Below are 23,957 nucleotides of genomic sequence, written 5' to 3'. Positions count from 1 at the left end.
GATAGATGTCTAGAACGCCAAAGCTTTGCCCGACGGGGACAATCCCCGATCGGACATGCCGGCGCGTTACGATTGCTCTTAGCTAACCAATCCGATTGCGAAGAATATGCACGACGCCCAGCTTCGCTTTCCCAATGTCGCTCAGAACAATCCGATGAGCCGAAGTGATGCGATGGCGGTAAACGTTAAGATCAAAATGTTGAAGAGCTTTTGAGGGATCAGCGGCAAAATCTTGCTGCCAGCGTAGATACCTAAAGCGACTGCTGGTGTAAGCCATAGGTTGACCAGCAGCGAACTCCAGCCGATCAAGCCTAATTGATAACTAAATGGAACCTTCACAATATTCAATAGCAAGAAAAACCAGGAACTTGTTCCAACAAGCTCCAGCTTGGGTGTGGCGATAGCCAACAGGTAGAGCGAAATGACTGGACCAGCCGCGTTGGCAATCATGGTTGTAAAGCCAGCCAACATGCCAGCTCCATAAGCAAACGCGATCGAATGTGACGTTTGACCGATAATGTCAGGCTTCCAAACACGTACGATCTGTAAAATTGTTAAGCATAAAATGATGACGCCAATGAGAACCTGAATCGTACGGTCATTGAGCTGCCCCATCAAAGCCCAGCCAGTCACAACGCCGATCAGGGCTGGCGGGAAAAGTCGCTTGACCAGATCCCATTGCACATAACGACCGTATCTGCGAACAGCCAGAATGTCTCCCACAATCAGCAGCGGCAAAAGCACACCTGTGGATTCAAAGGGATTGAAAACGTGCGCAAAGACAATGACGTGCACCATGCCCACGCCCGCCAGACCGCTTTTGGAAAGCCCGATGCCGATCGCGCCAATACACAGCAGCAACCAATCGAAAATCGAGATACTGGAGAGCAACAGTCAGCCTTCGGTGGGACAAGGAACCGATCCAAAACGTTGCGTTATGTTAGTCTCATCGATCCAAAGGAGGTAGTCCTCCAGCATAAGAACAGGTCACCGCAGCACGTTTTGCTGCTTCATACCCCAGTTCTGCCAGCGGTTTCTCATTTAAGTAACCGCAAACAGCAGCCGCTGTGAAGGCGTCGCCGGCACCGACCGAACTGACCATGTGTTCGACGGGCACCGCAGAGATTACGGCCCGCTCTTGCTCTTTGTACAAAGTCGCCCCAGCAGCTCCCCGCGTGATCATGATAAAGCGAACGCCATAATCCCGCCGCAATGTATGCGCGAATTCCTCGGGGTCGGGCGGAATATCCAGCGCATCGGCAACAATCGGCAATTCGTCTTCGTTCAGCTTCAACGCGTTTGCGAACCCCACCGAATCCGCGATAATGGCGCTATCATAAAAGGGTTTGCGAAGGTTCACGTCCAATAGCTTCAGCACATGGTCGCCACAGATCTCCATCGCGCGACGAATGCTGTTTCTCGATCGCTCAGACCGCTGAGCTAACGTTCCAAAGCAGACCGCCGTCGCTCGATTCAGTAGATCAAACGCTGCGTTATCTAAAGTAATCGCATCCCAGGCAGCCGGCTCATTGATCGTATAGGTGGGTTGGCCTTGATTCAGTTTGACGTCGACGGTCCCTGTCGGCAAATCGTTGGCACTCACGGCACTCATTTCAATGCGACGTTGCAGCAAATCGTTGTACGCTGCGGTGCCTAACTCATCACGACCGATGGCAGAGATCATCGCGACCGGCATATCCAATGCCGCGACATGGCCAGCGAAATTCGCAGGCGCTCCCCCTAAAGTCTGCTCGTTGTCGAAGCGATCAAATAAAATTTCGCCAATTGATATGATCAGTGGTTGCATAACAGTAAACTGCCTATCCTTGCTGCCGAGTTGGATTAAAATCGATCAATGTCAAGACTCATGGTAAAGTTGCTTGACCGGAAGTATTCTTGTATACCAGCGTTTCGCTCACAATGACTCTTGGTTGCGCTATCGCACGACCTCTTACAACGCGTTGGATTCCTCACTGGTTCGATGGTCGACACTCAAAAGACAGTTGCATTCAAGAACCGGCAAGCGAATGTCGCGTTGGTCGTTGTCAGTTTTATTTTGTTGTTTGTCGTCAATTATCATTGGATCAGTCAAAACGCTTGGTTCAAGTTACCTCCTAAACCGTTTTCGGACGGACCCGATTACGAAGCGATGGGCTGGGGATTAAAGCACGGCCTCGGTTTGTCGACCCACTTTAGCGATCCCCAGTGGCAGCTTTCCTATCTGCAATCGGACCCTATTCTCTATTCAGACTGGAGTGCGAAAACCGGGCCAATTGTACCGCGAACTGATCGCCCCCCACTTTTGCCCTGGGTCATAGCAGCGGTTTATCAATGTTTTGGCGTCGGAGCGAACGCCTATATCGCAGTGCGAATTTTTTTAGCGGTATGCTTGTCCGGTGCGGGAGCTCTATCGGTTTGGATGGCCAAGTATTTAGCGGATCAATATGTGTCTGTTCGAAGCATAAATGCGGACGTTCAAGACACCAATCGCACTCAGTTCAGCCAAAGATGGCTGGGCTATCTATCCCTGATCGCGGCGCTAGCATGCTTTACGATCGCTTTGTTTGACAGCAACGTGCGACGATACATGGAAGATTTTCTCACCGAACTCCCTGCATTTGTCCTCACGCAGATGTTCGCGATAGCCTTATTGTGCGGCATCTCCTGCGATCGCCCTTGGAAATGGTTTATCTCCGCGGGCGTGATCTTTGGGTTGATGATCTATGCTCGCTCTTTGTTCATCGCTTGGGTGCCCGGGTTGTTCTTGCTGTTATGGGCGTTGCGTTATTTTCGAAGCTCCGCAGCTTGCCCGGCCCCAAGTCGCTGGCACCGATTGCGATGGTCTATGCTGGAAGCTAGCAGCGTGATCGCAGTGGGCTTATTGGTCATCGCTCCCTGGTGCATACGCAATTGCTTGGTGTTGCAAGCGTTCCATCCGCTGGGCACTAAAGGCCCAGTTACTCTGTTGGGTGGATACTGTGATCAAGCGTATGAGGAACTGGAAGGCAATTGGAGCAATGAGCCCGAGCGTTACTGGCGAGCTGTGTTGCAAAAAAGTTTTGGCGAAGAATTGGCTACATCAACACAAGCCAACCTGCAGTTCGAGTTGGAGTTGGTGTATATCGCGAAACGTGAAGTCAATGCTTGGATCAAAAACAATTGGCGTAAGATACCTAAGCTGGCTGGGCTGCGATTGTATTCGCACTTTAATCCTTATCGAGGATTGAGCGGGCTGGTCAAATTGTTTGCGTTGATCGGTGGCGTCGTACTGGTCTGGAAGTTGCCTAGAGAAGGAATCTTGTTGGTGGGCTTGGTCGCGATCAATGCGGCCGTGGTCGCGTGTCTTTACAGCGTTGGCGGTCGATTTTTTGTTCCGTTGTATGGAGTCATGTACGTGCTGTGCACGATGGGCTGCGTGCATTGGTTGGCGGCCTGCATCTCTGCCGTAGGCGTAGGCCGGAACAAGTAAAGCAGTCCGAGTCTTGTTTAGCCGTTAGGCAAACGCGTTATTTACGAGCGTGCTCACGTAAACTTGCGGCTAACGGTTAAACGCGAAGGCTGCTCTGTCGTTTAACCGCGTTGGGCATCGCCCCGCGTTGGTTGTGTTGTGCGGAAGTGACGCGGCCCGCTGGGCGCGCGGTCAAACGTAGAACACGTACGACTGCGGCTGACGGTTAAACCAAGGTTAGGCGTCGCTCAAGGATCGCGTTTTAGCTTTTGACCCTATGTTCGCGGAGGAACCGTCACAAAGATATCGGCACCTTCAACTCGCACGGCAAAGGTGTCAACCTTCATGCGTGGATTCTGAATGTATGCGCCATCGTCCAAACGAAATTGCCACGCGTGCCAAGGGCAGGTCACACATCCATCATCCAGCCAGCCTTCTGCCAACGAAGCGCCAGCGTGCGGGCACATGTCGTCGATCGCTTGGAAACTTCCGGCATTGTTGAAAACCGCGACCATCCTGCCGCCAGCTTCAAAGACCCGCCCTTCCCCGTTGGGAATATCTTCGGTACTCGCCACGCGATACTCATTTTCGCTGGTGTTCATGGGTGTCAGTTCTGCTAAGTGGATAGGTTGTGAGGGGTTCGATGGGCGTGAAACTTGCCTTAACTGCAGCCACGGCGGCCAGTTCTGATTCGCCACGCCGGTCCCGCCAAGCTATAATGTCGGGTATGGAAACGTCGTCGGATTCAAAATATCGGCTAGATAGCGACCGTCAAGCGTCAGGGGCCGCTGAGGAACAGTCTTCTGTCCCAGACTTGGTGTCTGGAGGCACTGGGGAGGGCGTGGTGCCCGCTGCGCCGCAAAAGCCAGAGCCGTTGAGTGCGAAAGAGGCTATCGCGATCGATTTACCCGTTCAAGAAATCGACAATTCCGAAGCGACCATCATTTCGAAACGCTCAGATTCTGACTTGGCAATCGCTGGCGCTGAGCCCCCCAAGAAGGCCCGGTCCGGTCCAATTACCGGCGTGACGGCGGTGATGGCGGCTGCACAAGTGCTGTTGGGCAGGTCGCTGGATCATTTTGAATTGCTTGAGTTCATTGGCGGCGGCGGCATGGGCGCGGTCTTTCGAGCTCGCGACACGCGGCTAGATCGGATTGTGGCTGTGAAGGTCATTCCGGCGGCCGGACAAGATGCCGATATGGCCAAACGTTTCAAAGTCGAAGCCCAAAGTGCCGCTCGCTTGGATCATCCTAATATTGCTCGTGTCTACTACGTCGGGGAAGTTGGTGAGTGGAGCTATATCGTCTTCGAATATGTCGACGGTATCAACCTGCGTGATCTCGTTATCTCCAAAGGTCCATTAAGCTTAGATGAAGCGGTATGGTTTACGCGGCAGGTCGCTGAGGCTCTGACGCACGCCTCGGCTAGATTCGTCGTGCATCGCGACATCAAGCCGTCGAATGTGTTGGTAACCAAACGTGGGTTGGTCAAGCTGGTCGATATGGGTTTGGCCAGAACGACGGCGATGGAAAAGACGACCAATGATTTGACTGCAAGCAACATTACGCTGGGAACCTTTGATTATATTTCTCCTGAGCAAGCTCGTGACCCGCGCGCGGCAGATGTACGCAGTGATTTGTATTCGCTGGGTTGTACGCTGTACTTTTTATTATCAGGCAAGCCGCCTTTTCCTGATGGCACAGCGATCCAAAAGCTGATGATGCATGGCAACGTCAAGCCGACGGATATTCGCCGTTTGCGCATTGATGCCACGGACGAATTAGCAGCGATTGTCAACAAGCTGATGGAGAAGAATCCAAGCCAGCGGTATCAACAACCTATTGAACTGATCAATGATCTCTATTTGCTGGCGGAGTTTGAGAATCTTCCGAAGAGTCGCCAAGCGGGCACGGTGTCGATTACACCATCGATCGAAGGGAAAACGGTATTCGAATCCATGCTGCCGTGGATGGTCGCGGTCGGATTATTGTGCGGCATTGTTTTGTGGATGCAAAACGTGCATCGCGTCAAATCGCTAATTCGTTTGCCACGCGAGAAGGTCGCTTTTACGGTGACGCCCACTTCTGCAACGCGGGGCGACATCGGTCAACGAGCGAATCTGCCAAGAGGTAGTGACGCAGCGATCGCAGCGAATCCAGGTGCAGGCTTGGCGGAATCTGCCAGCGGATCTTTTGGCGGTTCGAATCGCGATTTGGTGGGCTCGCAGCCAGCGGTGAGCGGCACGTCGAGCAGTACTTCGGCCGCGACCGCCGGCCAGAAAACAACCTCGGCACTCGGCCCGCTGGCCAACAGCAACGACGCCTCCAGCCTGGACAAGCCCCCCCCTGCTACAACTCTAGGGCCGATCTCGACTTCGGTATTAGATGCCAGCGCGACTGCCAGCGGAAATCGTTATGCGCCAGGCCCGCTGCAGCCTTATCTAGCAGGTGGAAAAGAAGTCTTGCTGCCGCCGAATGTTGCCAGTTCGCCAGAGGCCGGTTCGCTGGGCAACCGATCGGCTGCTGAGCAGTGGATGCGATCGCTGTTGACGACCGAAAGCAAGCCTGGAAACCCTCGCGACGTCAATGTCTTGAAACCCGAGTCATCCAGCAATTACTTGAATGTCGACAAAGTGATTCTTCTTGACGCGTCGGGAACCATTCCTGAAACGCAAGGCTGGCGAATTTCGCGCACACTTCAAGAAGCCTTGATGGTTGCATCTGCGGAACCGCAACGCGATCAAATTGTTTTGATGAGTTCAATTCGTGTCACTGGCGAGCATGCGTGGAGCCACCCAGCGATAACGATTCGCAGTGGCGGGCAGCAGCGAGCGAAGATCGAAATAGCACCGCGCGCCGAAAGCATGCCCACTTTTAACGCGGATACTGAAGAGCTAACGAGCGGTTTTAAATTAGGCAACCAGAGTTTGCAGTTGCTGGATGTTGATATCGAATTGTACAGCCCAGAGTCTAGTGCGGGACTGACAACTTGCTTTCGATTGGGCACTGGCTCATCGATTGAGCTAGTGCACTGCTCTCTTACGATGATGCCTTCCATATCGGGTTGGCGAGCGGCGGCTTTTTCTACTCGGCAGTCTGCGGCGGATGCTAGTATCGCGGCGGATGCGGATGCCTTTGCAGGAGCGACGCAATCGCCGTTGCCACTGGGTGGCGTGGCCCGCGATGATCGAATCATTGACCCTGTGCGCATTTCGTTAAAAGATTGTATCGTACGTGGCACGGGCGAGTTTCTGCATGAAAAGACAGCTCAGAAATCGGAGGTTTACTGGAGCAATGGCTTGCTCGCGATCGATGGTCGTTTTATCGAGTACAGTGGAGCTCGTTTTGCTGGCCGCGTTCCCTTGAATATTCGTGTGCAGTTGGATCGGGTCACGGCGATGACGCAGCGAGGTTTTTCCAGGCTGCGGTATAACATGTTGACCGATCATCCTGTATGTCTTTCATGCTCGATGGAGAACTGTGCGTTTTTGACCGACGCGGATGCTGCGTTTTTCGAGTTCGACGGGGTCGATGAATTGAATGCGTTGCGTGCATCGGCGCAGGACCTTCCGGCTTGGACCAAATGGCTGGACATTCGAGGTGTTGACAATGCGTTTGATGCAGCGGTCCAGGAACTGATCCGGCTGAGGTCCAGCGGTCGAATCGTTGCTCGGTTCGACTTTGAGTCGGCGATTCGGCACATATTGACCGAACGGTCGCCGGAGCCCAACATTCGCTGGTTGTCGCAGCCGGGAACTTTGACGGCCCCCTATCGTCAGACTCCGGAAGCATTTTTGCAACGGCCTGGGATGTTTGAGTCGGGGATGGACCCGTCGCGGTTGCCCAAACTGAAAAATGCCGAAACTTCCAGTGGCACCAAAGGTTAGAGCTAACCGTTGCTGTGGTTTGGTGGCTTGTAATCTGGGCTTTGTTGGCCTTTTGGCGTCCAATTTCACTCAGAAACTTAGCTAAATGTTAGTAGATCGACTTCGATTGGCTGTATATGATAAGGCGGTCCAGATTTTGGACCGGCAAAGCTTATTAGAATAGCTTAACGAGTCGCCTAGGGCGGCTTGCATTGCCGCTGCGGTGTTGTATTCTTCTACCTGTTGGTATTTTCCCCACCTTTGGAGCGTTCGTGTCTATGAAGAAGTTTATTCCTGTTTGGGTTATTGCTGCAATGTGCGTTGCAAGCGTCTCGCAACCTGCCATGGCAATCAAGCCATTCGGTGAAGCGTGGAATGCGTACTACGTTGAAAAGTCCGATAACGAAGAATTCAAAGCCTTGGTAGGTGAAGCTAAATGCAACGTTTGCCATGTCCAGGGTGAAGCCAAGAAAGTCCACAATTCGTACGGTGAGCCACTAAAGAAATTACTGGACAAGAAGAATTACGGCAACGATCGACTGAAGGCTGAACCCGAGAAGGTCAAAGAAGAGCTGGAAGCTGCATTCAAGAAAGTGGAATCCGAAAAAGCGAAGGATGGCAAGACATTCAAAGAGCGAATCGATGCTCACTTGTTGCCAGGTGGCGACAAAGACGGCAAATAGTTTTTTGTAACTTTGTTTCGATCCACGACGTACAGTTATAATCGACGCTAGCGAGTCACCACCCGCTAGCGTTTTTCCTTTCATCCCACCTGATTTCCCTCTGAACCAAAGTTTGAACTCATGAAAAAACGAAGTCTTGGCTTTTGTCTTGCCTCCGCTCTTATGGTCTCTGGCATCGGCGTACCTTCCCCTTGTTTCGCTCAAGAATCAACTGCAGTGGCCGACACTGAAGCCGGTTTTCGCTCCATCTTTGATGGCAAGTCGCTTGAAGGCTGGAAGATCAATGAGTCGCCAGAATCTTGGCACATCGAGGACGGTTCGATTGTGGCTCACGGTTCCCGCAGTCATTTGTTCTACGTTGGTGAAGGTCAGCCCTTTAAGAACTTCCATTTGAAGATCGATGTGAAGACGACACCCGGCAGTAATTCGGGCGTTTATTTTCACACCAAGTTCCAACCGGACGGTTGGCCGAAGTATGGATATGAATGCCAAGTGAACATCACACAAAGCGATCCTAAGAAATCCTCAGGGCTATACTCGGTGCAAGATGTCTTCGAAGCGCCTGCCAAAGACAACGAATGGTACACGCAAGAGATCATCGTCCAAGGTCGCCATATCATTACCAAAGTGAACGGCAAAACAATCGTCGATTACACCGAACCAGAAGGCAAAGAGGCTGACTCGGCTGACTTCGAACGCCGGTTGAGTGAAGGTACGTTCGCACTGCAAGCTCATGACCCAGATAGCAAGGTCTTCTTTAAGAATATCCGCGTCAAGAGCCTCGATTAGTATCCTTCCTGACTACTCCCCGATGTATCACTGCCGATGTGTACCTGAACCAAAGCATTTTCACTTTGGCCGTCGATTGTTCTCCCTCCTGATGACTTCGCTGGTCGCCGTTTTCCTTATGGGACCGGCGACAGATGAAGGTTGGGTTTTCGCACAGGAAGCCAACCAACCATCCTTCGTCGTCCGCCAAGGCCTTGGGGGCATCTGGAAAGTTGGCTATGAAACACCACTGACCGTCGTCGCGCCGGTAAGTGACAATCGCCAACTGATTGCCGAGCTCGTGACCACTGACGGCGACGGCGTATCGGTAGTTCATCGCAGTGATTTTGCTACAGACAGCGAGAGCGAAAATGCCATCGCGCAGATGGTCGTGCGACATGGACGCGCGAATCGTTCCATGGTTCTTAAGGTCTACGACCAAGACGAACTGCTGCTGCAGCGAGAATTGACCGTAGAGGAACGCGGCACCATTTTGCCACTGACACAGCCCTGGGTGGTGGGCTTAGGTCGCGATTTGCAATTGGACGTGCTGTCGGTCCGATCAGCCCGCGGAGGTCTGCCATCGGTATCGCTGACGTCGCTGGAGCAGGCCAGCCAACTTCCCAATGATCGTTTTGCCTACTCGGCCGTAAACCTGGTTATCTTAGGCACGAATGATTCCGATTTCCTGAAGGCAATCAAGCCACAGCAAGGCCTTGCACTGGCCAACTGGGTCGAGTCCGGCGGGCGATTGCAAATATGGGTTGGTGAAAACGCGGATCTAGTCCAATCGCTCGAATGGCTCAACAAGCTTCTACCGGGTAGGATTTTGGGAGCCAAGCGCAATGTCGATCCATCGGTACTGGAGTCCTTTGTCTCATCGAGTCAAACCACGCGTTTGGATGCGTTGACTTGTGCTCAACTGGACGTTCGCGATGCTCGCACCGAGCTGTCGTTGATATCTGCAGACCGGACTGCTTTACCTTTTCTAGTCCATTCCGCCTATGGTGCTGGCACGGTCGATCTGATAACGACTGACATTAACAGCGAGTCTCTATTGGGTTGGAAAGACCGCGTTCACTTGCTGGAACGTTTGGTTGATGTGCAGTCTTTGCAGCGAATGAAAGAAGCTGGCAAGGACAACACGGCGCAGTTTGTTGGCTACAATGATTTGGCGGGGCAAATTCGAGCGACCCTAGACCTCTTTGACCGCGTGCAGTCGGGGTCCATTACACTGCTGTCGGTGTTAGCGATCTTCTTTTTGGCGTTGATCGGTCCGGTCGATTACTTTTTTTTCAACAAAGCGATTCGCCGATCGACTTGGACTTGGCTGACACTGCTGGCCTCTTGCCTGGGGTTGCTGATTTTCACGCAACTGTTAACCCGCTCATGGAAACCGGAAGCAGTCATTATCAATTCGATCGAGGTTGTCGACTATCATTTTGATACCGGTCGCTTGATAGGCAACGCATTCTTGCATCAGTACAGTGGGCAGGCGAATCGATTCCACCTTTCTGCCGTTGCTCAGTCATTAGCAGACGATCCAACGCAAAACGTCAACGGTCAATCCGCGACCGGTGCCTCCACCTATTTACGCTGGAGCGGTAAGCCAGGCAGTGGCTTGGGTGGCTTTGATTCCGATGTCCGCACCGATGTTGGCATGCCTACTTACAAGATTGTTCGCAAGCAAGGCGATGCGAGCGACACCACGGCGACCGAGATTCGGGGGGTGGGTATTCCTACTGCGGGCACCTACGCCACTCGGATCTCTTGGGTCGACGATTGCAGCGAGATGGTGACCAGCAATCAGTTGTCGAATTTCCCTGGCTCAGATCTTCTGCAAGGTGCGTTTACTAACCCGCTCAGCTACGACTTGGTCAATACAGTGATTTATTATGAAAGCTGGGCTTATCCCTTAAAGGAACGCATTAGCCCTGGTGAAACCATTACGCTTTCAATCGCGAACGCACCACGTGATTTGGCGCGACAACTTCAACAACGTCGCTTGGTCGATGATCGCGAACAAGCGATCCCCTGGGATCGCACAGCGCGGCGGGCAGCCCCGCGCTTGATCGAGCTGCTGTCCATGTATGAAGCTTGTGGCGGCAAGCGATATGTCGGACTAGAGCTTGGCTATCTGCACGAATTTGACTTTTCAAAACGCTTACAGTTGAATCGCGCCGTAGTGATCGCTCAAGTCGAAAAACCTGCGGTCAAATGGAAAGCCAACAATGACGAAAAGACGGAAGTAAGCGAAGAGGGATATCGAACGACTACCGTCCGATTCCTATTACCGATCGAAGATCGATAGAGGCAACTGTGATCAAAGCGACTGGACTGACCAAGAAGTACGACGACATGTACGCCATCCGAGATATTGATCTCGATCTAGCGGCTGGCGATCTGTTTGGTTTCATTGGCCCCAACGGAGCGGGCAAAACCACCACCATGCGAATCATCGCCACATTGCTGCAACCGACGACGGGCGAAGCGTTTGTGGGAGGGTACTCCGTGGCCAGCCATCCAAAGGAAATCCGTCGCTTGGTCGGCTATATGCCTGACTTTTTCGGCGTCTACGATGACATGACCGTGATCGAGTATCTGGAGTTTTTTGCGGCCGCTTACAAGATCAACGGTCCCGAGCGCCGAAAACGCTGCGACGAAATGTTGGATGTCGTCGATTTGGATTTCAAACGAGATGCTTACGCGAATACTTTATCGCGGGGGCAGACTCAACGACTGGGGCTCGCTCGTGTTCTATTGCACGACCCTAAAGTGTTGCTACTGGACGAGCCGCTCAGCGGACTTGATCCACGAGCGCGCATTGAAATGCGAGCGCTAATGCGTCGGTTGGGAGCGATGGGCAAAACAATTATTGTCTCTAGCCACATCCTGCCTGAACTGGCTGACGTTTGCAACAAAGTCGGCATCATCGACGCTGGCGTTCTCAAGAAGAATGCCTTGGTCAGCGATGTGATTAAGGAAGTGCGCTCGCAAATGGTAATGCTGGTCCAGCCCAGTAAAGACAGCGATTTCGATCGGACCGGCAAACTGTTGGAGTCGTTGGATTGCGTCGAACAAATCGAAGGTGTTGCATCGCGCTTTCGCGTTCATTTGAAGAAGGGCGTGGAAGACCCTTCGGAGCTTGTTACGACCTTGGTCGGGCAAGGAATCGCAATCAAACATTTTGCCGAAGAAGAGATCAATCTGGAATCCGCGTTTATGGCACTGACCAAAGGTAGCGGCGGAAAGATCTAACTAACCCGAAACCCGCTCGCCCACGACAATCAGATGAAGGGCATGTCTTGCGCGAAAGACAATTGATTGTCGTGGGGAAGAGGGTTCTGTGCAACGGAGTTGCTGTCAGGCTATGTTCTACAATCCATTATTACCGTGAAAGCGGGCCTAACCCTTGTGGCATGGGTCTGTCGGTGTGCTCAAGTCGAGCGTTCGACGCCTCTAAGATCACGGTGCCTCCATGGCTTGCAGAGCAAAATCCATCCTTGGCAACCCCGTTCCTACTAATGTCCCGTCGGAAAACCATCCGATCACGATGCTGGCGGTGAGCCTGATTTGCAAATTGCAAACCGTTAGCTTTGTTTGCCGCACTCATCTCAATTTCGAGATGCTACTATCGCGTTTGGACAAAACAACTATATGCACTCGCCGTGCCAAAGACGAGGATAAGTGATTTTACGCTAGTGAAGCCCACCACATTCTGCCCACACCTCGCAGCTTATCAAGTTTGAGTCGCGAAGAGCGTCGGTGCTGTCAAATGGTTTTGTAAAAATTGCAATTTGCAATCATCCAATCTTACAAAACTTGTCGGAAATCTACCGGCAATTGAAATTTACAACCGTCGCTAGGAGTGTAATCGTTTTAATCCTTGCGATTTGTCAAGCGACTGAATGAGTGTTTCGACCATTGCGTCAAACACAGTGTCGATCCGTTGATACTCTCGATCCTCCGCTTGTTGCTCGACGAGATAGCTTTCGTGATTCAAGCTGAATGCTCGCAATTTGGAAACGACCAGCATGTCCAGGACAAAGAAGCGAACTTCGACTGCGCGGCTATCTGCCATGGAAAGATCGGACTCAACCCATTCGACTTCGCAATCATCGTATTCGGCTTGTAGGGCCTTCGCCGCTTGTTCCAAGATCTCGCGTGGTGCGCATGTCCAGGGGTACTTGCTGACGGCAAAGAAGGCCGCCTCGGGGCTTTCAATCAGGAACCCTTGGTTGTCATCATCCTCTTGCGATTCTTGAACTTTCCAGGTCTCTGGGTAAGCGCATGAAACTCCGTGTCCTTGATAAGTAGATAGCATGATAATATTTCAGGTAGTGGAAAGCACGTTGAAGCTAAGTCGAAGTTGGTTTGGAAGCGGTGCATTATCCTGGCAACATGCGTATCTTTCAAGGTGCACGGGAGGTCACGGCAAAAGGCTGCTTTTTCAGATTTTGGGCTGGCTTTGTCACAGGCTCGTTGCGGTTGATGAACGGAACCATCGCTCCTGAACTGGCGCTGGTTCTCTTATCAATCCCTGGTGGCGAGAAGATTTCCGAAAAGCAACTTAGCGATCTGAAGTAGCGTCATTGATTCCGACCGAGACTGTTCCGACAAATGCTTGGCGGCGTAAAACATTGACGTCGAAATTAGGTTTGCGACAGGTCAGTGGTATCGACAAGCTCGAAAGCTTGCTTGCCAGTATTTGCTTGAGTCTGCATTCCTTTGGGACTATAAGAGTAAAGCTGTGGCGATCCATTTTTTCGTATCTCTTTGGGCCGTTCGATATGCTCGTCAGCGTTATCATCACGACGCATAATTCGCCGACGGCTTTGGATCGAGTGCTTGCGGGTTATGGGGCACAATTGGCTAAACCGAGCGAGATCATCATCGCAGAAGATGGCGAAGATATGGCTACCGCTGATGTTGTCGTGAAGTACCAGACTATCAGCGATTTTCAACTCGTCCATATTCGTCAGGCGCATGTGGGATTTCGCCGAGCCCGCATCCTGAACCAAGCGATCTGTGCCAGCAGCGGCGACTATGTCGTGGTTACTGACGGAGATTGCTTACCATCGCGAAAGTTTATTGCCGACCACATTCGATATGCTGAAGAAGGCTACTGGGCGCAAGGGTGCCGAGCCCATGTTACTGAAAAGGCAACGGAAGGTATTACCTTGCGAGATATTGACCGTGGTGGATTATGGCTTGGCCTGCAAGGAAAACTTGAGCGGTTTTATTTTGGTGTTCGGTGGCTCGTCCCTATCGTATGGAAACAGAACAGTAAATTGCGGATGAGATCTCTAGGTAGTAATATGGCTTTTTGGCGAGAAGATCTGTTGGCGGTCAATGGATTTAACGAGGACCTTGTTGGCTGGGGTTATGATGACCGCGAGATTGCGTTAAGGCTTTACAACAGCGGTCGTCGAAAGAAACTGCTGATCGGTCGAGCGTTGCAATTTCATCTACATCATCCGCCAGCCTCTCGCGATAGACGCCAAACCAATCTCCAAATTTGGAAAGACCAAGTGGCACTTCAATCAAAACGATGCGTTCACGGAATCACAAAACCAAGCTCAACCATCGACTTGGAGAACAGCCTATAACCACCAGCGTAGCAATGAACAGTACCTTACGAGTCGACCTCAACTGTTTGAGAACCGCTGCGCGACAGTTGTGATTGCCGCTTCAGTTTCCATTCGCGATACAATGCAGGCGCATAGCGACTGACTAAACCGGTGAAAATCAATACGCCTCCGACCACCGTCCACCAGCGCGGTGGCTCGTACGTCGGATGTGCCCCCCAGGCTAAGTAAACCCAAATCGGAAGCAACACCGGTTCGATCAATGTCAAGATCGAGGCCTCTGCCGAAGTGACCGATCGGAGGCCTCGTGCGAAGAGCACATAGGGTATCGACATCTGAACAAGCCCGAAGAAGGCCAACGCAATGTAGGCCGAGGGCTGCACCCAGTTGGCCTGCAGCGCCCATGGAGCAAGCAGCAATATCGTCGCGCCGTGGTTGATCGTGATCAACATCGCAGGATCAAGGTGCTGGACCGATCGCATGGTGATCACCACACTCGCAAACGCCATTCCTGATACTATTCCCAAGCAAGTGGCCAGCAAATTGGCTCCGCTGCTCATTTCCATCGTCAAGATCAGCAACACGCCCGAGAGGCACCAACCAAGCATCAGTAGATCAGTGCGATTCGGCCGCTGCCGCAGTACCATTGCGCTATAGAATACAACCCACGCTGGGCATAAGTACTGCAACCAGATGGCATTGGCCGCCGGACCATGAACCATTGCGGTCATAAACGTCCAAACCATCAATGCGAAACTTAGCGACATCGGAATCAACATCCAATGCCACTGCCACCGACGCACAAATGGCAGCAGCAGCAGGATCGCAAAAGCCGCGCGCCAGAACGCGATTTCCAGCCCGCGAATCTCAGGCGACCAACCGGTGAACCAAGTCGACTTCACAAAAAAACCGCTGGTGCTCCACAGAACTCCCGCCAGAGCGATCTGAAGACGCCCTGCCCAACCAAAACTCGCGGGTGCAATACTGGCAGGTGAAGCTGTCTGGAGACTTACGCTATCGGCAGAATCATTGCTTCTCAAGTTGATTTTCCACGGGCTGCACAGTGGCCTCGTGGTCCTCTTTCATCTTCGTCAGTGCTGCTATTATCTCAGCGTTATCCGAATGAATATCATGTTGCTCGGAGGGATCAAACTCCAGATTGTAAAGCAACGGCGGATTGTGGATAAGTGGCTGACGCTGGCCAACATACTCGGTCTTGGTTTTAAAATGCGCTTTGTGCGGTCCGAGACGTACCGCAAAAATTTCTGTACCAAAATAGTAGATCATTTCTCGGCGCGGACTTGGCGAACCTTCCCGCAACACACCACTCAAGTCGTAGCCGTCCAACACTAAATCTTCGGGTAAAGCCGCACCACTTACTGCGGCCGCAGTTGGCAGCAAATCCAAAGTGGAACCTAAACCGGTGATGACATTGGGCTGCACAGTTCCCGGCCACCAAAAGACCGTCGGCGTGCGCATGCCACCTTCCCAAGTCGATCCTTTGCCATCACGCAGCAAGCCCGCTGAACCTCCTTGCAATTCATAGCTCTTCCAAGGCCCATTGTCCGATGTGAACACGACCAGCGTCCGCTCGGCAATCTCCTTCTCGCGCAGCGCACCCATCACTTGACCTACCGACCAATCAATCTCTTCGACCACGTCACCATACAAACCACGCTTACTGGTGCCGCGAAAATCATCGGATGCAAACAGCGGCACATGCGGCAAGTTATGTGCTAAATAAATAAAGAATGGTTGCTCGCCGGACTCCTTGATCAGCTTCACAGCTTCTTCGGTATAACGGCGCGTGATGGTGACTTGATCAGCCGGGCGTTCGACGATTTCTTCGTTTCGCATCAGCGGTACATTGAAGTATTCTGACTTGGGTGCATTAAACTTTGCTCGCCCCTGCGGTGCATCCGCTGCCGCATCCATGTCATTAGAATAAGGGATACCGAAATATGAATCGTATCCATGCCGCGTTGGCAGGTACTCCGGCAAATGCCCCAAGTGCCATTTTCCAATCGCGTGCGTAGCGTAGCCTTGTTGTTTCAAGACCTCGGCTATCGTCAGTTCGGACGCAGGCAACCCACCTTGGGAGTCAGGGAACAATACGCGTCGCTTTGAACTGCACATACCACTGCGAATGGGATAACGCCCCGTTTGTAACCCAGCGCGGCTGGGCGTACACACACTGGCAGCCACATAAAACTGAGTCCACTTCTGGCCTTCAGCGGCCATCCGATCAATATTGGGTGTCACGATCGAAGGATGACCAAAGCATCCCAGATCGCCGTACCCCAAATCATCGCAAAAGATCACGACGATATTCGGCGGTACCACTTTTTCTTGTGCCAGCAACGTACGCTGCGGCAACCAAGCAAGAGCCGCAATTAGAATGAGCGGTTGCAGAAAAACGGAGTACGACTGGCAAAAACGCATAGTGTGATGTTCCACTTGGACGAGACTTTTAACAAGTTCTAGCCGTAATAGTTTAGGCAACAAGGATCGGTTTTCCAATTATGCTACGAAATCTTGACAACTTCATCACCTGCAATGGCATAAACTTGATCTTTCGATTTTCGGTCGATGGACTTCGCGCCCGTGAACTCGCCAAAGGCTGGCAACGTCAAACAGCGGTTGGCCACGTGAAAGCACTTTAAACGCATGCTTTCGCCAGCCACCTGGCCAATTCGCACACCAGGATGAACGTGCCCAGCAAGATAAAAATCGCCGTCACAGTCCGGTTGCGGACGTTCGGCGACTTCGTCATGAAGCAGCGTAAAAGGAAAACAACGATAAGGAGCCGTCACAATCTGGATCGGGAATTGAGCAAGCTTGCTTTTGGAACTGCGGTCATGATTCCCCTCCACCAAGATCACTTCCACTGCCTTGAGTTGATCAAACAGCATGGACAAACTTTCTTGCAATTCGTAATCCCAACTACATCGCGCATGAATAAGATCACCTAGGACAATGATTCGAACTGGCGAGAGTTCTGCAACGATCTCAATCAGTCGGCGAATTGTTCCTTGTGTGACACCGCCGGGCAGTGGTAATCCCCCTCGACGAAACGTTGTTGTTTTGCCCAAATGCAGATCCGCAACAAACAATGTCTCTTGGTCTAACCAGTGCGCGCCAGAGCTAGCCAACAAGTCAATCGACTGTCCCGCGAGATTTACGCTAATATGCCCCTTCCGTGTTGTTGTATTCATGCCCATGATTTTACGTAGATTCGCCTGGTCGAGAAGACTCAATTAAGTCTTGTTTGGCGGTCCACTCTTCCAACCGGAGATTGCGGGACCGGAGTTCTTTACGACTACCACTTGAAAGAACATATCATCGAAAGTTTTACTGAAACTGAATGCCTGCAAGGTTATCGCCATCGAGATGGCGTTACGTCTTTTGTCTTCGACCCCACGCTCTACCGATTGGTCGATGTAACGCGCGTCGTCGTCACCGGAGCGTTTCGCCATTGGAAGGATGACATGACCGATGCAGCATGGCAGCTTACGCACCATGGTCAACTCTGGCATCTGGACATTCCCAACGTAGACTATACGCAGATCCCGGCAGGTTCGCCTTTCAAATTCCGAGTGGATGATGGACGTTGGTTAGACGCGCCCGGGGCGGCTCGCAACGTACAATCAGGCAACCTCGTTTTCGCTCACGAAGTCCCCTTGCCCCGCATGCGGGCAGAGATCCATCACGCCCGCGCGATCTGGTTTGAAATCACAGGCGACAAAACACAAAGACCCGTAGATCCTCAGAGCTATGAATTACACCATGCATCTGGCAACCCAGTCCCGTTGGCTTGTATTATCCCTCGCACGGCCACCGAAGCACTTGTGGTACCCGCAGAACCAATCAACCCAAGTGCCGTCTACTACTTAAGCCAGCCAGAACAAAAGCTACGCACACTCTGCCGCTTCGATGGCTGGTTCCGCTCGCTGTATAGCGACAAGACTCTCGGAGCCGAAGTCAACACGGCGCGAACTCAAACCACGTTTCGGATCTTTGCCCCGCGCGCTACGAGCCTGACTTTATATCTGTACGATTCACCACAGCCGCAAGCCGTCGCAACCACCCAGTTCGAAATGCAACGCGATGAGGTCGGAGTTTGGGAGCACACGGTGGATCGTGACCTTCATGGCGTATACTATGACTTCACCGTCCATGGCCCCAGCGGTCCGGGCAACTTCTTTTACGACACGCATCCAGTCCACATCAGCGATCCTTACGGACGCGTCAGTGTCGACAGTTTTGGACGATGTCGCGTATGGCATCCAACGACTCCGGCCAAGCCACTGGTGAACGGTCGCCCTGAAATGAAAGATGTCATCGCTTACGAAGTCCACGTCCAAGACTTCACCGACCGATTGCCCGTCGATGCAAGCTTACAAGGCACTTTCCCCGCCATGACCATTCGCAACTTGCGCAATGGCCGCGGTGAACCCATCGGGTTCGACCATTTGGTCCGCTTAGGCATCAATGTCGTGCATCTGATGCCGGTGCAAGAGTTCTTGCATTACCCCAGTCAGCCCTGGCAAGAGGCCTTCGGCGATGATCCTTACATGATCGAACAAGGCATTAGCGAGGAAAATTACCAATGGGGCTATCGCACGACTCATGCTTTTGCGATTGAATCGCGATATCGAACCAAGGGCACCGACTATGGAACCGAGCGTGATGAGTTCCGCGACTTGGTGCAAGCGTTCCACGACCACAACATGGCTGTCATCATCGATCTCGTGCCTAACCATACCGGCGAAAACATGGATGGCCGCAATTATCTATTTCATTTCAACGTGTTAGATAAACCTTATTACTATCGCACAGACGAAGATTTAAACCACATCGGACCATTCGGCAACGAAGTGAAAACGGAAGATCGTCCCATGGTCCAGCGATGGCTGATCGACCAATGCAAATCTTTGATCGCGGAGTTTGGTATCGATGGCTTCCGAATTGACCTTGCTGGACAAATCGACAAACAAAGCTTGCTGCGATTGCGAGCGGAATTGGGCGAGGATATTATCCTGTATGGTGAGCCTTGGATACCGCCCAGCGACCCCGACGTGGCTCGCAATCCCAGTTGGGGTTGGTACAAGGCCGATGCGCCAATCACCTACTTTCAAAATGAAGCTCGCGACGCATTTGGCAGCCCCCCCCAAGACCCAATTGATAAGCTTTCCTCGCGCGGCTTCCCCGGCGGCAATGGCGCACTGCGCAAACAAGTCATGCAGGCCTTGCTGAATAGCTTCCCTGACGAAGTCGACCCCGATCGTGGCATCAATTACTTGGACATCCACGATAACTGGGCTCTCGCCGATCGATTCGCGACGCTGGGCTGGGATGGCCGCAAAGGTGTCGACGAAGACCAACTCAAAATTGCTGTCGCACTCCTCTTCACGTCGCTGGGACCTATCGTACTGCATGGCGGAACGGAGATTCTCCGCAGCAAAGGATTGGCGGATATGGAAGATCGGACAGTGCTCTATTCCAACGGGGCCTTGTACTTTCATGGAAAAAGAGACACCTACAACCTGCGAGCAGCCAATCAATTTGTCTGGGAAAATATAGGAGCCAACAAGACCGATGGGGCGTCATGCAATTACGCCAACATGCTCGCTTGGTGGCAGGGTATGATCGCTCTGCGCCGCAGCGAACTTGGTCGCGTGTTCCGCGTTGGAAAAGCTCCGGCGGCGGACTATTTTCAATGGATTTTGCCAGAGGACCAGCGAGGGTTGGGCTATGTCATCGACAACTCGATTTTGGTACTGCTCAATACGTCCCCAAACGCCCTAAAATTTCGCTTTCCATTAACAAAATCGAATTGGCAATTGATTGTAGACAACCAATCGGTCGATCTGAATTCAGGGCTGATCGCAGTTGAAGCAAAATTGCTTGGTGGTGACAGCCAGCGCGAATTGCCGCCACGTAGCGTTCGCATTTGGCATCGCAGATAACCGTGTTTACCTAGACTGCCAAAGTAGCAAGCACACTCCGTGGTCCGTTCGCAAAATTAGATTTCGTTGCGGCACTCGGAGAGCGCCTACTACCTTGTTACGGCACAGCGGAGTGTGCCTACTACCCTGTTACGGCACAGCGGAGTGTGCCTACTACCTTGAGAACGCTATTGAGATTCGACAGCAAGTTTTGCTATGACCTTACAGCCATCTTGATTGTGCGTTCCACTATGAACCGCTGCGATCAGTGCTGAACCGACCACTTCAATGCACAACCAAGCCGTACATCCGCCGCTTTACCTTCGCAACGCCCTGATCGGCTGCATGATCACCGCCAGCGTACTGCCTTGCGGATGCCGCGCCATCACCGGACGAAGACCAGACAAAAACCTGGTCGAAGCAAGGCAACTGTCCCTGCAAGGCGTTGAACTGCTCTCGCGTAACCAACCACAGGCAGCAGAACAGTACTTCTCTCAAGCCATTGCCCAATGCCCAGCCGACGAACGAGCGCATTGGGGAATAAGCCAAACGTTATGGGATTCCAACCGCCGCTTGGAAGCCATCGTGCATATGCAAGAGGCCGTTCGGTTGTCGGGCGATAACCCTGAATATCTGATCCGATTGGGCGAAATGTATCTGCAGCAAAACCAAGTTGCCGAAGCGATGCAAATCTCAGACAAAATGCTGTCGCGTTGGCATAACAACGCCGCCGCTTGGCAATTGCGAGGTGACTCGCTTGCCCGCAACCGTCAATGGGAAGCTGCATTGCAGGCCTACCACCGTTCCCTGCTGATCCAAGCCGACAACCCTCCAGTCCAGATGTCGATCGCAGAGATCTATCGTCAAATGAACCGGCCGCACCGCGCACTGGCTACGCTAGACCGCATGGTCGATCACCGTCCAAGCATGAATGTCGATGGACGGATGCACCTTTCCAAAGGCCAAGCGTTAGCTGACTTGGGACGTCAAAGCGAAGCGATCGCTGCTTACACCGCCGCCGCACGCTACCTGCCCGCTGAAGATACCCAACAACAACTACGACTTGCCGCAGCCCTGCACCAGATTGGCCAGCAGACCGAGGCGAAACAAGCCCTCGCCGCTATCTTGCGAGATCATCCTGAACATGCCGAAGCCAATCGCTTGGCAGGCGTCTTTGAAATGAGCTACAACCATTTGGCGACACTGCCACTGGAAGTAATCGATCAAGACGCTGAGTCGATCATTCGCTAAGCACTTGCAACAGACCGTGCGTCGAGCGGCGGCGCGTTTATCTCTAGTGCTTCGTCAAGACTTAAAACTTAGGGGTGAAGGTCGTCGTACCCTAAAACTAAATGTTGACAAAACACTACACGGCCCAAGGCAATCGGATCTCAGCGGCCGTTCCCAACCCTGGTTGCGAAGCCAACCATAGGCGACCACAATGAGCTTCTGCGATTCGACGAGATTTGGCTAATCCAATCCCCAGCGAACGGCCTGCTTCGCGGCCGCAATAATACAAATCGAACGCTTGACGCATTTGCCCTGGAGTCAATCCTTTTCCATTATCACAAATCGCTAGCCGTATTTCGGGCAGACCGCCGTTTCGCGCTTCATCATCCGCGGGCTCTACGCGTTGACAACACAGCTCAATCTGGCCCCCCACCTCACAAGCTTCCAAACTGTTCCGGAAGATCGCTTGCAACATTTCGGTCAGCGCGGTCTGATCGACCATCGCAGGCAAACGCCGAATATCGATATCCTGCGAGAACTGAACCTGAGCCTCATTGGCTTGACCCTCAAAACTGACGGCAACCTGCTCTGCCAACTCTCGCAGGTCAACCTTTTCCAGCGATATCTGCGGCGGTCGAACCGCCAACATCATTTCCGCGAGCATCTCATGCGCTCGACTGGCTTGCAAAATAATGTTCTCGAGGGATTGCTGAGTCGCTGTATCCTTGGATCGCGCTCGCAGGCCTTGGGCTCTAGCGGATATATTCGCCAGTGGGTTATTGATTTCGTGCGTTAAGCCATAACAAAACCCATACATCGTCTCCGCCACACGAGCTTCAACGGCTTGTTCAAATCGCAACCCCTGTTGATGGCGGCGTGCCCAAGCTTGGGTCGCTTGCTGCAACAGTTGGCCAGCTTCTACCAGCTCATCTTGCTCCGCACCAGCGGCCTGCTGAACTAATAGCATCGCAGAGTTGGCCCAGTGGCCGGAGCCATCGCACTTCAGCGCAGCATTGATTTGCTTCACTAAAAATTCAGGCAACGAATTCCCCAATGGAACGTTTGCCGCATGAAAGAGCCACGCGCTTAATCGCCATACATCGCAAGGAAAGTTCGCTGACATACTAATCCAAGACCACTTCATTTACATTGACAGTTCTTTGCACCGCCGTTCGTAGTACCACCTTTAGGCGGATCTACCGTAAGTTATAGCGAGCCCCACCGCCTAAAGGCGGGACTACAAACAGCCCCCCCTGAAGGCAGGGAATACGAACAATATTGAACGGTGCTGAAGTCCACCACCATCGATTATACGAAAAAACCCGTGTCGCATTACGTTTGCGGTGCACGGGTTATTCGAAAGTTTGACCAAAGCGGCTTGAAGCGGCTTTGTTAAATTCCATAAGCGTTGCAACCGCATCGCGCGATGCAGTTAGCAGTTTGATTTACATAAGTTAAACGCCAACTGGTCGCTCAAGTTCGATCAAGTCGCAAACTCGTTCGAGCAGTCGTTCCGTGGTGAATGGCTTCTGCATGAAGTCGTTGGCTCCCGCATTCCTCAGATCGTTCACCTTGTCAGGTTCAACCATACCGGAGATGCAAAGGATCTTGACCGAATCCATGGTACGGTCGGACCGCACACGTTGGCAAACTTCTTTACCATTGATATCAGGCAACATCACGTCTAACACGACGCAATCCGGACGGAACTCTTTCACTTGCATACCAGCATCAAAGCCATTGTTTGCAGTGCGAATCTCGAAACGGCCATCGCGTTGAAAGCAATCCACCATCAAGTCGACGAGGTCTTGATCGTCATCCACGATCAAAAGCTTCTTCTGACCACTTTCCAGTGCATCAGTTGGGATACCGTTATCCTTCATGAACACAAACAATTGGTCACGAGGGATACGACGGAAACGGGAACCTGGTACGCGAAATCCTTTCAACGTGCCATTATCGAAGCAACGAATGATGGTCTGTTGGCTGACCTTGCAAATCTTCGCCGCTTCACCGGTTGTAAAAACAGTTTTTGTGCTGGACATAGCCGCGAACCATCCTTCCTTTTGATGGCTTGAATGAAGACTTGGAAAGGCGAACCGACACGTCGTCTTCAATACGTATCAGTCGTTGCTGGTAGCTCCTGCGGTGTCAGCCACACCTGCCCGGCTTACCAAGCTTTCCGACACCTCGCAACATATCGATCTTGTAAACCGCAAGTCAAGACGACTTGGCGAAAGAGACGCAATAGGCAAAAAAAGTAATTGACGGCGACTTTGACGACCGCGGCAAGCGACGTTCGCCGCCGATGCTTTGACATCGCTCAAAGCTGCGACGAGTCCTGTTTTCTTAAAAATCCCTGGCGATTTCGCATTTCCAACCCAATACCCCGCAGCACTCTTGCTTTAAGGTAGCGCTTTCTGCTAT

Annotated in this window: 19 protein-coding genes; 10 read left to right on the top strand and 9 right to left on the bottom strand. The window is 52.3% G+C overall.

Translation table 11 applies throughout. The features are described 5' to 3' along the window. Positions 1–141: 141 nt before the first annotated feature. Complete coding sequence (locus SH302x_RS01275) at positions 142–891, bottom strand: sulfite exporter TauE/SafE family protein (protein WP_479366733.1); 750 nt, start codon at positions 889–891, stop codon at positions 142–144. Between the two features lie 55 nt (positions 892–946). After that, a complete protein-coding gene (locus SH302x_RS01270) occupies positions 947–1,807 on the bottom strand; it encodes a PfkB family carbohydrate kinase (RefSeq protein ID WP_479366732.1) in 861 nt (286 codons plus the stop codon). A 174-nt stretch (positions 1,808–1,981) separates the two neighbouring features. On the opposite strand from SH302x_RS01270, the gene SH302x_RS01265 reads away from it, so the two are divergent. Then, positions 1,982–3,469: an ArnT family glycosyltransferase gene (locus SH302x_RS01265; RefSeq protein ID WP_479366731.1), complete on the top strand. Its 1,488-nt coding sequence runs from the start codon at positions 1,982–1,984 to the stop codon at positions 3,467–3,469. A 254-nt stretch (positions 3,470–3,723) separates the two neighbouring features. On the opposite strand, the gene SH302x_RS01260 is transcribed toward SH302x_RS01265, so the two are convergent. After that, entirely contained in the window at positions 3,724–4,050 is a 327-nt protein-coding gene (locus SH302x_RS01260) for a Rieske (2Fe-2S) protein (protein ID WP_479366730.1), read from the bottom strand. Between the two features lie 125 nt (positions 4,051–4,175). Between SH302x_RS01260 and SH302x_RS01255 the strand changes: the two genes are divergently transcribed. The 5 genes from SH302x_RS01255 to SH302x_RS01235 all read left to right on the top strand — a co-directional run bounded on the left by SH302x_RS01255 (position 4,176) and on the right by SH302x_RS01235 (position 12,022). Next, on the top strand, positions 4,176–7,334 hold the full coding sequence (locus SH302x_RS01255) for a serine/threonine-protein kinase (protein ID WP_479366729.1): 3,159 nt from the start codon (positions 4,176–4,178) through the stop codon (positions 7,332–7,334). 257 nt (positions 7,335–7,591) lie between these two features. Then, positions 7,592–7,996 (top strand): hypothetical protein, encoded by a 405-nt coding sequence (locus SH302x_RS01250; RefSeq protein ID WP_479366728.1) that lies wholly within the window; start codon positions 7,592–7,594, stop codon positions 7,994–7,996. 120 nt (positions 7,997–8,116) lie between these two features. After that, complete coding sequence (locus tag SH302x_RS01245) at positions 8,117–8,785, top strand: 3-keto-disaccharide hydrolase (RefSeq protein ID WP_479366727.1); 669 nt, start codon at positions 8,117–8,119, stop codon at positions 8,783–8,785. Between the two features lie 22 nt (positions 8,786–8,807). Next, the gene (locus SH302x_RS01240) at positions 8,808–11,075 is read left to right on the top strand and encodes a hypothetical protein (protein WP_479366725.1); all 2,268 of its coding nucleotides are present in this window, start codon (positions 8,808–8,810) and stop codon (positions 11,073–11,075) included. Between the two features lie 8 nt (positions 11,076–11,083). Continuing rightward, on the top strand, positions 11,084–12,022 hold the full coding sequence (locus tag SH302x_RS01235) for an ABC transporter ATP-binding protein (RefSeq protein WP_479366724.1): 939 nt from the start codon (positions 11,084–11,086) through the stop codon (positions 12,020–12,022). A 604-nt stretch (positions 12,023–12,626) separates the two neighbouring features. Here the strand turns inward: SH302x_RS01235 and SH302x_RS01230 are convergent. Beyond that, positions 12,627–13,088, bottom strand: coding sequence for a hypothetical protein (locus tag SH302x_RS01230; protein WP_479366723.1), 462 nt, complete (start codon positions 13,086–13,088; stop codon positions 12,627–12,629). Between the two features lie 77 nt (positions 13,089–13,165). Between SH302x_RS01230 and SH302x_RS01225 the strand changes: the two genes are divergently transcribed. Then, positions 13,166–13,351, top strand: coding sequence for a hypothetical protein (locus SH302x_RS01225; RefSeq protein ID WP_479366722.1), 186 nt, complete (start codon positions 13,166–13,168; stop codon positions 13,349–13,351). A 53-nt stretch (positions 13,352–13,404) separates the two neighbouring features. Further along, positions 13,405–14,373: a glycosyltransferase gene (locus SH302x_RS01220; RefSeq protein ID WP_479366721.1), complete on the top strand. Its 969-nt coding sequence runs from the start codon at positions 13,405–13,407 to the stop codon at positions 14,371–14,373. A 26-nt stretch (positions 14,374–14,399) separates the two neighbouring features. Here the strand turns inward: SH302x_RS01220 and SH302x_RS01215 are convergent, their stop codons facing one another. The 3 genes from SH302x_RS01215 to pdeM all read right to left on the bottom strand — a co-directional run bounded on the left by SH302x_RS01215 (position 14,400) and on the right by pdeM (position 17,567). Then, positions 14,400–15,392, bottom strand: coding sequence for a DMT family transporter (locus SH302x_RS01215; RefSeq protein WP_479366719.1), 993 nt, complete (start codon positions 15,390–15,392; stop codon positions 14,400–14,402). Then, positions 15,379–16,794 (bottom strand): sulfatase family protein, encoded by a 1,416-nt coding sequence (locus SH302x_RS01210; protein WP_479366718.1) that lies wholly within the window; start codon positions 16,792–16,794, stop codon positions 15,379–15,381. The genes SH302x_RS01215 and SH302x_RS01210 overlap by 14 nt, the downstream gene beginning before the upstream one ends. 83 nt (positions 16,795–16,877) lie before the next feature. Further along, positions 16,878–17,567 (bottom strand): ligase-associated DNA damage response endonuclease PdeM, encoded by a 690-nt coding sequence (gene pdeM, locus SH302x_RS01205; protein WP_479366717.1) that lies wholly within the window; start codon positions 17,565–17,567, stop codon positions 16,878–16,880. Between the two features lie 111 nt (positions 17,568–17,678). On the opposite strand from pdeM, the gene SH302x_RS01200 reads away from it, so the two are divergent. Continuing rightward, positions 17,679–20,321 carry a hypothetical protein gene (locus SH302x_RS01200; protein WP_479366715.1) on the top strand — a complete coding sequence of 881 codons (2,643 nt, stop codon included), beginning with the start codon at positions 17,679–17,681 and terminating at the stop codon, positions 20,319–20,321. Between the two features lie 267 nt (positions 20,322–20,588). Then, positions 20,589–21,551 (top strand): tetratricopeptide repeat protein, encoded by a 963-nt coding sequence (locus SH302x_RS01195; RefSeq protein WP_479366714.1) that lies wholly within the window; start codon positions 20,589–20,591, stop codon positions 21,549–21,551. Positions 21,552–21,666: 115 nt separating this feature from the next. Here SH302x_RS01195 and SH302x_RS01190 read toward each other — a convergent pair whose 3' ends face one another. Further along, the gene (locus SH302x_RS01190) at positions 21,667–22,653 is read right to left on the bottom strand and encodes a sensor histidine kinase (RefSeq protein WP_479366712.1); all 987 of its coding nucleotides are present in this window, start codon (positions 22,651–22,653) and stop codon (positions 21,667–21,669) included. A gap of 331 nt (positions 22,654–22,984) precedes the next feature. Beyond that, positions 22,985–23,575: a response regulator gene (locus SH302x_RS01185; protein WP_479366711.1), complete on the bottom strand. Its 591-nt coding sequence runs from the start codon at positions 23,573–23,575 to the stop codon at positions 22,985–22,987. Positions 23,576–23,957: the final 382 nt, after the last annotated feature.

This window comes from Njordella calcicola (genome assembly GCF_056494125.1).
The sequence above is the reverse complement of the archived record's forward strand: the minus strand, read 5'-3'. Positions and strand labels throughout refer to the sequence as shown.